This window comes from Veillonella dispar (genome assembly GCF_900637515.1).
In the GTDB taxonomy this organism is placed as follows: domain Bacteria; phylum Bacillota; class Negativicutes; order Veillonellales; family Veillonellaceae; genus Veillonella; species Veillonella dispar.
The window spans coordinates 46,103-55,820 of record NZ_LR134375.1 but is presented as its reverse complement, the minus strand read 5'-3'; the positions used below and the strand labels follow the sequence as shown (position 1 = coordinate 55,820).

At 37.1% G+C, this 9,718-nt stretch carries 6 protein-coding genes; 1 reads left to right on the top strand and 5 read right to left on the bottom strand.

The features are described from left to right. Window positions 1-24 precede the first annotated feature (24 nt). On the bottom strand, window positions 25-276 hold the full coding sequence (locus EL171_RS09945; RefSeq protein ID WP_005384744.1) for an ESPR domain-containing protein: 252 nt from the start codon (window positions 274-276) through the stop codon (window positions 25-27). Between the two features lie 629 nt (window positions 277-905). Here EL171_RS09945 and EL171_RS00205 point away from each other — a divergent pair. After that, entirely contained in the window at window positions 906-2,471 is a 1,566-nt protein-coding gene (locus EL171_RS00205; protein ID WP_005384745.1) for a methyltransferase regulatory domain-containing protein, read from the top strand. Window positions 2,472-2,627: 156 nt separating this feature from the next. Here EL171_RS00205 and EL171_RS00200 read toward each other — a convergent pair whose 3' ends face one another. The 4 genes from EL171_RS00200 to EL171_RS00185 all read right to left on the bottom strand — a co-directional run bounded on the left by EL171_RS00200 (window position 2,628) and on the right by EL171_RS00185 (window position 9,309). Continuing rightward, window positions 2,628-5,336 carry an S-layer homology domain-containing protein gene (locus tag EL171_RS00200; protein WP_005384746.1) on the bottom strand — a complete coding sequence of 903 codons (2,709 nt, stop codon included), beginning with the start codon at window positions 5,334-5,336 and terminating at the stop codon, window positions 2,628-2,630. Window positions 5,337-5,940: 604 nt separating this feature from the next. Next, entirely contained in the window at window positions 5,941-7,002 is a 1,062-nt protein-coding gene (locus tag EL171_RS00195; protein ID WP_039968812.1) for an inverse autotransporter beta domain-containing protein, read from the bottom strand. Window positions 7,003-7,264: 262 nt separating this feature from the next. Beyond that, window positions 7,265-7,726 (bottom strand): IS200/IS605 family transposase, encoded by a 462-nt coding sequence (gene tnpA / locus EL171_RS00190; RefSeq protein WP_005380067.1) that lies wholly within the window; start codon window positions 7,724-7,726, stop codon window positions 7,265-7,267. 203 nt (window positions 7,727-7,929) lie between these two features. After that, complete coding sequence (locus EL171_RS00185) at window positions 7,930-9,309, bottom strand: YadA-like family protein (protein WP_039969283.1); 1,380 nt, start codon at window positions 9,307-9,309, stop codon at window positions 7,930-7,932. Window positions 9,310-9,718: the final 409 nt, after the last annotated feature.

Here is a 9,718-nt window from a genome sequence, read left to right as displayed (position 1 = left end):
ATCATGGTTATCAGTTCTATTTTGCTAACCAACTACTACAGAGTTTCTTCCAGTAGTATTTGAACCATTATAAGCATCAGGAGAGATATTAACGGCACTACCCCCAGTATTAACGTTCGCATGTACAGGTGCACCTGCTGTAGCAGCTACCATAGCCAAGCCAGCCAATACGCTAGCAAGAGCTTTTTTCTTACCACCATTGTTTTTTGCAACTTCGGAAACTACTACGTAGCACTCTTTAGTTTTGCTCCAAACAACTTTAAAGATTTTATTCATATTACTATGAACCCCTTTCTTAACTAGACACAATTACAATCCTTATAATTAAATCATTTAAATACAAAAGAAGAAAAAGCCTAAATTTCCCATACCTTTACGCCTTTCTGAGTATCTTTCATATTTCTTTCATTTTGTGTCATGAACAGAATATCATATACCGAAAATCTTGTAAATAGTTTACTTCATCTTTTTATCATAATCATCACAGTTTATTGTTAGAACCTTTATTTTGTTAAACAAAATTTAATATATGGCCGTTTTTTTACTCATTTTTTTGTCGATTTATACGTATTTTATAAAATCTAATCTATTTTATTCTATTCAGTTTTATTATTTTCGATAACTGCATTAATTGAACTTATAAATAAAGGTTTAATCGATTTATGAAGATTGATTTTTCTCGATTTCAAACCTTATTTATATATTATCTATAAAATATAGATCACTGAAAAATTTCTATATGAAATTATCCTATCTTTTTATAGGCTATTTCACTAATTTCTCATATTCCATCTTATAAATGAACAAATCATGAGATTTTACATTATATATAATAGAAATTATGATATACTAAATCATTATGAGGACCATTTTACGAGTATTAGTTATAGAGGGGATATATTCTAATGAGTAAACAACACATTACTAGTGTAGATCAATCTAAAATTAACGACCTGAAGGAATCTTACGACGATTTTCTATACGTATCAAAACCATTTTCCAATACATGTATTACATCTTTAATGGCAAAAGCTCTTATTTATGGCTTAGACCCAGTACCAGTTGAAGACGCGCGCGTATTAGAGTTGGGCTCTTCTTGCGGTGGAAATATCATTCCCCAAGCCCTATATAATCCAACGACTACCTTTACAGGTATCGACCTATCCCCTACTCAGGTAAAGCATGGGAATGAATTAATTGAATCCATGGGGCTAAAAAATATTACATTATTAGAAAAAGATATTATGGATATTGATGATTCATTTGGTACCTTCGATTACATTATCGTCCATGGTATTTGGTCTTGGGTGCCTGATGTGGTAAAAGATAAAATCCTTAATATTTGCAGTCGCAACTTATCTGATCGCGGTATCGCCTATGTTTCATATAATACGTATCCAGGTTGGAAACGGTTAGAGCAATTGCGGGATATTATGTTATATTCTGAAAAACATGCACCTAGTGATTCATTACAAGAACGTACAATCTATACGAAAAATGTATTAAAATTAATTTCGGAAACAATGAAGTTAGATGAACGTTCCCAACAAATTTCTGATTATAAAATTAAAAATATCAATCGTGTATTACAATCTAACGATTATTATGTTGGGCACGAATACTTAGAAGCTATTAATGATCCTGTATATGTGTCAGAATTTATTGAGCGTGCGCAAGAGCAAGGTTGCGCTTATATCGGCGACGAAACATTGAATCGTTCCTTCATTACATGGCTTGATAGTAATGTCGAAAATAATATTAGAACATTGGCTAGAGATAACTTTATTGATAAAGAACAATATTATGACTACGTATATGATACTCAGTTCCGCATGGCCCTATTAACAAAGTGTAGTAACGAAGATAAAATTTCCCATGACGAAAGGGTTGAGAAGAAAGTACTAGATACACTATACTTCAACAATGCATTAGATGAAGAGCCTGGTGTTCCTCCAGAGTGGACCAATGTTATGCACATTAGCATCCAAGAATTAATGGATACAAAACGACCATTCAATGTAGCAGATATAATGAAACATATTGAAAAACACCATCCTGATTCTGAAATCGATACTGATGCTATGTATAGACGTTTATTCCATCTTGCTATCGTCGGTCATATCAACACCTATACTAAAAAATATGACCAATTACCATTTGAGGAAAACAAAACCTATATTCCAGAACACTTTATAAACTATGTATCTACACTTGTTGAAAAAGGTGGTTATCAATACATGTGCCTCGGCAATATGTATAACCAAATAGACTTTTCAGTAAATGAAGGCTTATCCTACATCATGAAATTGATGGCAAAACCAATATCTCGAAAAGAATTAATTGATACTATGAATGAAAACTTGACCATTGAAAGAACAAAAGCTGACGGTACTAAACAGATTGTGTCCTCTGAGCAATATTTAAACGAGTCCATTGCGCACATTCAATCGCTAGGTTATTTTGCCAAATAAAAAGAATAGTAAGCCTAATATAACAATAAAAAGGAGTAACTGATATAATCAGTTACTCCTTTTTATATTCACTACTATGCGACCTCGGGGTGGAGTTGAGGTATGGCATAGTAGCTACTTATTAAGTTGTGTGAACACTATAAACTAATAGTATCCTTATTTTTTATTAACACGAACGCGTTCGATTGTTGGTTCACCTTTAGCATTTTTAGCTACAGTGTCAACACGGAACAAAGCCATTTCAGGGCTGAATTCTGTTACAAGGCGATCATTAACTGTTACGCCGTCTTGAATAGCACGGTATACGATTTGAGCAAATTCATAACGTGTTAACATACGGTCACCACCGAATGTGCCATCTGGATAGCCTTCTACAAGACCACGGCGAGATAAATCGCTTACAGCTTCATATGCCCAATGATTTGTAGGGATATCTGGGAACAATGTTGTGTGATCGGCTTTCATCTTAGTACCAGCAACACCATTCAACAATGTAGTCAATTTTTGAATTTGAGCATTTTGTTCAGCTACTGTTTTCTTAAGAGCTAATACTTCTTTACCAATTGCTACACGAGAGCGAGATACACCGCTATGAGCGCCTACTTTTACAGATAAACCAGCATTGAATACTGTTTCATCACTGCCAACAGTAGAACCTACACTAAGTTGTACGTCTTCATTAGGACGATAGAAAGCACCTAATGCGGCAGCATTACCGCTGCGGTAATGGCCATAGCCTGCAGCAAAGTCCCATTTAGCATCTGGATCGAAATCAAGTGGATGCAATGCTGCCAAAGCTGCTGCACCTGCTACAGATTTATCAACACGTTTATCAATCTTAGATAAATCACCTTTGATATTTTTGATATCATTTGTATTTTTGTTGATATTTGTTGTGTTATTTGTAATTTGATCAGCAATATCATCAGCAAGAGATACTTTGTAATCGTGAGTATTACCATTTACAGTTGGTGTTACCTTAATGTGGTCACCAGCTGTTACAGTTGTAACACTAGAAGATGCTGCGATTTGATCTTGTAAACGTTTAAGTTGAGATACGTTAACCGCATCAGTATCTGCTACGCCAGCTTTCACATTATTGATTTTTTGATCGCCTGCACTAATACCGTTTGTAGTGTAGTAAACAGTTGTATTCCCTTCACTAGCATACATACCGTATTTATCAAATTTTGCTTGTTCTAAAGTATCTGTGTTTTCAATTTGAACACCAGTAGGTGAAATGCCGATATTTTCGCTACCGTTGAAGAAGCTAGCACGGTCTTTATCGATACGAGAACGCACATTATCAGTTGCTTTGCCGAAGTTAGCAGAGCTCATTTCTACTAAGTCTTTATTAACAGCTACTTTATATTCAGCACCACCATTAGCATTTGTACCAGGTGTTACAGTCGTATTAGCACCAGCTACTACAGTAGTATGTTTTTTAGCATCTGCTTCAACAGTAGAGATTTTAGTTTCTACCTTTTTAAGTTGTGCTACGTTTACTGCATCAGTATCGTTTGTACCCGCTGCAACAGATGTAATTTGACGTGTTAAATCATTAGCTACATCGCCAACGGATACAGCTGCTGCAGTCGCCTTCCATGTGGAACTTGTATCAGTAGATGCTGCTTTGGTGCTGATATCATAACCAGCTGCACCTTTATCTACGGTCGCATTAGATTTATAACCAAGAGCGACACCACCTTCAACAGAAGCTTTTGCATCATAACCAATAGTTGTTGTATTGGCAACAGAGCGTGTTTCACTAGAAGAAAGTCCGCCTATAGCAATTGTATTATCAGCAGTTATTACATGATCATTACCCATTACAATATTATTAGACGCATTAGTAATTGTATTATTGTACCCAGTTACATTATTCAATTTTGCAACATTACCTGCAGTACCTGTTACAGTATTATTAACACCTGTCATTGATGTTAATTGCGTATAATCAGCTTTATTACCACCACCAATAGCTAAGGTAGAACCACCAGATTTATTATCTTTTACTAAATTACGCACAGTTTCTGATAATTTAGTTACCGAGGAAGGTCCTCCAAAAGCAGTTGGTGTTATTGCACTCGCATCTATCTCAGTAACAGAATTAGTAATTTCGTTACCTGCACCGAAAATCAAAGAACCATTAGAATTATTGGTTCTATTAGCAGTACCAACAACAGTGTTGCTTAATCCAGAATAGTTATTAGTAGCTGTAGCCGACTCAATGGAGTTCAAAGAGCCATTAATAGTAGCCCCAAAATTTCTAGTTGCATTAGCAATATTATTACCATCATAATTGCTGGAAATAACATTTAAAGCACCTGTAGTAGTTGCAACAGTACCATTGGTAAAACTATTTGAGCCTAATGTTGTTGAATATACACCTAGTCCAGCTTTTCGTTTTTCTGCATAAGTATCAGTGTTGACAGTAATATCACCAATTTTACCACGATAGTTATGAGACCCAACCATAGTACCACCAGAACGAACATACGTATTGTCACCTATTGCTACGCCAGTAACAACTTTATCTGGTTTTTGTGGAAGACTCCCAAAGCCAAAACTATTAAAATTAGTTTGATTAAATGCAAAGAATTTGTCTTGTTTCCCAATCGTATTTTCTACATATGCATTCTTACCGACAGCTACTGAGCCGGATTGATCGTAATAACTATGAGTTGTTGCATTTTCACCGATAACTACATCGCCATTAACATTAGCATAGCCAGACCCGCCAGCATAATTGGTATGTGCACCTTTACCGATAGCAACTACTCCATCTTTTTGAGCACTAGACCCTGTGCCAATAGCTACGCCACTACCTGCGCCAGCTACATTATCTGCAGCATTAGCTACCATACATAAACTGGATAACAACACACCGTTAATTAACAAGGTTAATAAACGTCTCCGTTTGTTCATAATTTAGAACCTCCATTTACAAACTACAAAACCTATCATTCTCTCGTACTTTAAAATTCATGCTTTATTCATGAGTCTTATATGAACATTGTAGCACGTATACGTATTTTGTAAACAGTAATTTATATATCTATTAAGAGAATATAAAAAAGGATAGTTAATCGATGAGGATTAACTATCCTTTTTGGGTAAGAGGAAGGCGAACCTCTTACCGTTGCCGCATGATTTAAGTTTGTTATTAAGAGAGAGATTTTGAAGTAAACACAACACAAAGATTATCAAATAGTTGGAGAGTAACTAAGATGAACGGGCGATCACACGGCATCAATAATAAGAAAATAGCTATATAATAAGATAATGGCTTTTTATAAAAGCCATTATCTATAAAGAACAATTGATATTAACACTAAATTCCCTTACTTAGAGTATATCACTTATATAGCAACAATAGTAGATGATTTTTCATTTAATTTTCATTAAAATTATATGAATGAAAAAGATAGCATTACTATTCAATTTGTGTATTCAGTTATCAAAATTATTACTCAACAAAAATCGTATTAGTCCGTCTTACAAGATTGAGCATTTTATCACGAACCGTTGCAGATTCTTCTAAACGGTGCTTGCCACCATACCAAGCCATTGGAGCGCCTGCTAAGCGGAAGGTAATCTTACCATATACACCGCCAGAGCTGTGTTCCGGTTTGTTATACCCCATATCGACAGACACACGTGGTGTGAGCTGTAACTCAGAGCCAACGCGCAAACCATTCTTATCGGCCTGACGTTCTTGATTCCAATGGTATCCTTCTACATAGACTCTAGCCCAACGAGCATTTTTGAAAGTCTTACCATATTCAACAGTATAACCATTGGCCACCCGTTCCAAGGTATGTAAATTTACATCTAGGACGCGTTCATCAGAAGCAGAACCGTACCAGTTGAAGCGGAACTCGCTTTCACCAGACATATATTCAAGGCCTGCACTGAGTCGATTATGACGATTCAAGAACCGGTGGTCATAGAATAGATGTGCCCCATAAAGGCGACGATCATCCTTGGAAATACGACGATACCCAACGCCTATGTTGAGGGTAGTACCGGTGTCCGACGCACGAGAAATGCGCTGCTGCGTAAACCACACATCGCGAGACGAATTATCGTAATGACCTAATGGTTGAACAGTCTCCACCGAATAGAGTGGCTTCCACCCTTCTTGGAACTGAAAGCTCAGTGTAGTGCGACGCATCCATGGTTTACCTTTGGCACCGTACATAGCATTGGACACATTAGACATAGCTACGGCATTAATGGCACGATTCACTGCATCCACATTGCTGTACTGCACGGTCTTAGTCTCTTGGCGATCCATCACGAGAGGGCCACCTTCACCGATCACATGGTCTGGCGTGGCCGCTGGAGTAATATGGAAATCCTCAGAGACTGCTTTGATATGCTCCTCACGAGGACTCGTTGCCACTGCAAGGGTATGTTCCCTTTGGACAGACTGGTCTGCCCCCTTATACAATTGTTGTTTTTCTGCCTCAGCTGTACCCACACAACACAATAGGGCGCTCAAGGCGATACACACAATACGTTTCATTACTCTCTACATTTAAAATTCATGAACAACAAATGAAATATATACTAGTGTATCGAATAATGTATATGTATGTCAAGATACGTAGTCACTAGAAACGTATTAATTTACTATTATATGTATATCAGAACCACCCGTAAAACGGGTGGTTTGCTCACGGGCTATAAGCCCGTAGTACTAGGCCAGCGTCTAAAGGCGCTGGCTTTCACTACGTTCAAGCCGCATAGCCATTGACTCGTAACGGTCCCCTTAAAGGGGATATGTATTACTTGCTACCCTTAAAAGGGTCCTCATATTCTTTTACACTAAGTTTATCTTTCATTTGGTCATGTAATTCTTGCTCACGTATATATTTTTTTACGGTAGCTTCATTTAATCCTACCGTACTTACATAATATCCCTCGGACCAAAAGTGTCTATTTCCAAATTTATACTTTAAGTTTGCGTGTTTATCGAACATCATTAGCGCACTTTTACCCTTTAGATATCCCATAAAAGATGAAACTGATATTTTAGGTGGAATTAACACTAGCATATGCACATGATCTGCCATAAGCTCCCCCTCTATAATCTTGACGCCCTTATATTCACATAAACGTCTCAGTATTTCACGTAAACTATTTCTATATTGATTATATATAACTTTACGTCTATACTTAGGTGTAAATACTATGTGGTATTTGCATAACCATTTTGTGTGCGCAAGGCTCTGTGTCTTTGTTGCCATATAAAATCACCTTTCTTTTGTATATAATGCGGCTTGAACACCTACATTATACTTAAGCAAGGTGATTTTTTTGTATAACTTTCGTTGCCGCACCCGCATAGCGGGTGGTTTTATGATTCGCGACTACGTCGCGAACCAGTCTAAAGACAATAATAAAAAAGAGGTAATAACAATGTTATTACCTCTTTCATATTCTTGAAACCCTATTTTTCATTAAGTTTTTGCACAAGCATATCTACTGTTTCTTGTAGTTTTTTGTTTTGTGCTTCTAGTGTATCTACGCGTTGTTCTAATGCGTTATAGGATGCAGGGGAAATCTTAGCAAGTGTCTTATTTTCACCGAATTTATAGGACACGCCTACATTGGCCATCAAATCACCACTTACAGTTGTACCTGCAGTGAGGAGTAGATTTTCTTTTGGATAGTAACCTACGCCAAGAGCCAATGCATTTTCGCCTTTATAGTGACCATAGCCACCCATAACTTGAACCTTATGGTCTGGATCAAATTGTAGTGGATGCAATGCAGCTAATGCTGCAGCGCGAGCATCACCGCGGTTGGATTCTTTTTCCACGTGACGCACATCGCGATGTAATACATCAATTTGTTGGTTTGTGCCATATAATTGGGAGCCGTTAACTGCATCTGTAGAGTCCGCTGTAATACGGCCTGCTGCTACATGAGTGATAGTGCGTTCTTGACCGGCTGCACCAACGGATACAGTAGACACAGGAGCAGTACCAGCGAATTTTTCAGTAACACCATTATTATAGGTATAACTAGGAGTGCTCACTACATCACTACTTTCAGCAGTAGAATTATTACCTAATACAACTGCATTGTCTAGAGATGTTTTCACATTATTACCAACTACGAATGTATTATTAGCACTCACTTGGTTCTTGTTACCAACACTGTAGGAATTATCGCCCTTAACAGTATCCACATTATACGTACCTACACCAAAGGCGCCAGATTGGTTACCTTCAATTTTATTATATGCGCCAATAGCGGAGTTCTTATCGCCTTTAAAGATAACGCCATGACCCATACCATAGTTAAAATTACCATTTACGGTAGAGTTAGAACCGATTAATACAGTGTTATTCCCCTTACTAGCGGCAGCTTGAGAAGCGCCGAGCCATACGTTTTTATTACCTTGAGAGTAGGAACCTGTAAAGTAGCCTATAGCAATTGTATCGGAAATTGTTGAGTTATAACCTGCTGCAAAGTTACCTAAGAAGTTATAGTCACCTTTACCACCTACAAAGCTCTTAGCACCTAATGCTACATTGCCGCCACCTTGAGAACCATTTAAGGCAAGACGACCGATGGCAATATTATTACCCTTTGCATTTGGATCCCCTGCATGGGAATATGGATCGCTGTTAGCTGCCCCAGTTTGACCACCGAGATGTACATTGTCTGAGTTGGTGAAAGATGACCAGCCTTGTAGACCAATGTTATAAGTGGCACCACCAGAGGAAACAACAGGAATATCTGCTGCTTGTACCAAGCTAGCAGAAGATATGGTTAAAACTCCGAGTACTGCTAATAATTGTAGTTTCTTTGCGTGATTCATAATCATACGCCTCCCTTGTTATACTACAAAACACTTCCCCTTCATATTACCCTCATGATTACTACGATTAAATTATACTGCTATCGAAAAAATATGTAAATAACATAAATAATAATTCATAAAGGGGCAGATTAACCAATACAATTAACAAACAAGCCCCCGCAGGAATGAATCCTACGGGGGCCATTTGTTTTAGTACGACCTATAGCTTACGAGAAAGAACATAGTATCCAAAAGGATTGTAATTGCTTTGTATCTAGGAGTAATTGCATATACCTGAATACTATTATGTAAATTTATGTATAGTATGTAAGGGCTTACCTATATATAAACAGCTATAAGGTCATGGAACTAGTATAGTATTATTAACAGTACTATTATGTGATTTACCTCACGTTTACTAGAAATA

Excerpts from the sequence above, each read along its gene's own strand:
- EL171_RS09945 (WP_005384744.1), bottom strand. The coding sequence starts at position 276 with ATGAATAAAATCTTTAAAGTTGTTTGGAGCAAAACTAAAGAGTGCTAC.
- EL171_RS00205 (WP_005384745.1), top strand. The coding sequence starts at position 906 with ATGAGTAAACAACACATTACTAGTGTAGATCAATCTAAAATTAACGAC.
- EL171_RS00200 (WP_005384746.1), bottom strand. The coding sequence starts at position 5,336 with ATGGTAGCTAATGCTGCAGATAATGTAGCTGGCGCAGGTAGTGGCGTA.
- EL171_RS00195 (WP_039968812.1), bottom strand. The coding sequence starts at position 7,002 with ATGAAACGTATTGTGTGTATCGCCTTGAGCGCCCTATTGTGTTGTGTG.
- tnpA (WP_005380067.1), bottom strand. The coding sequence starts at position 7,726 with ATGGCAACAAAGACACAGAGCCTTGCGCACACAAAATGGTTATGCAAA.
- EL171_RS00185 (WP_039969283.1), bottom strand. The coding sequence starts at position 9,309 with ATGAATCACGCAAAGAAACTACAATTATTAGCAGTACTCGGAGTTTTA.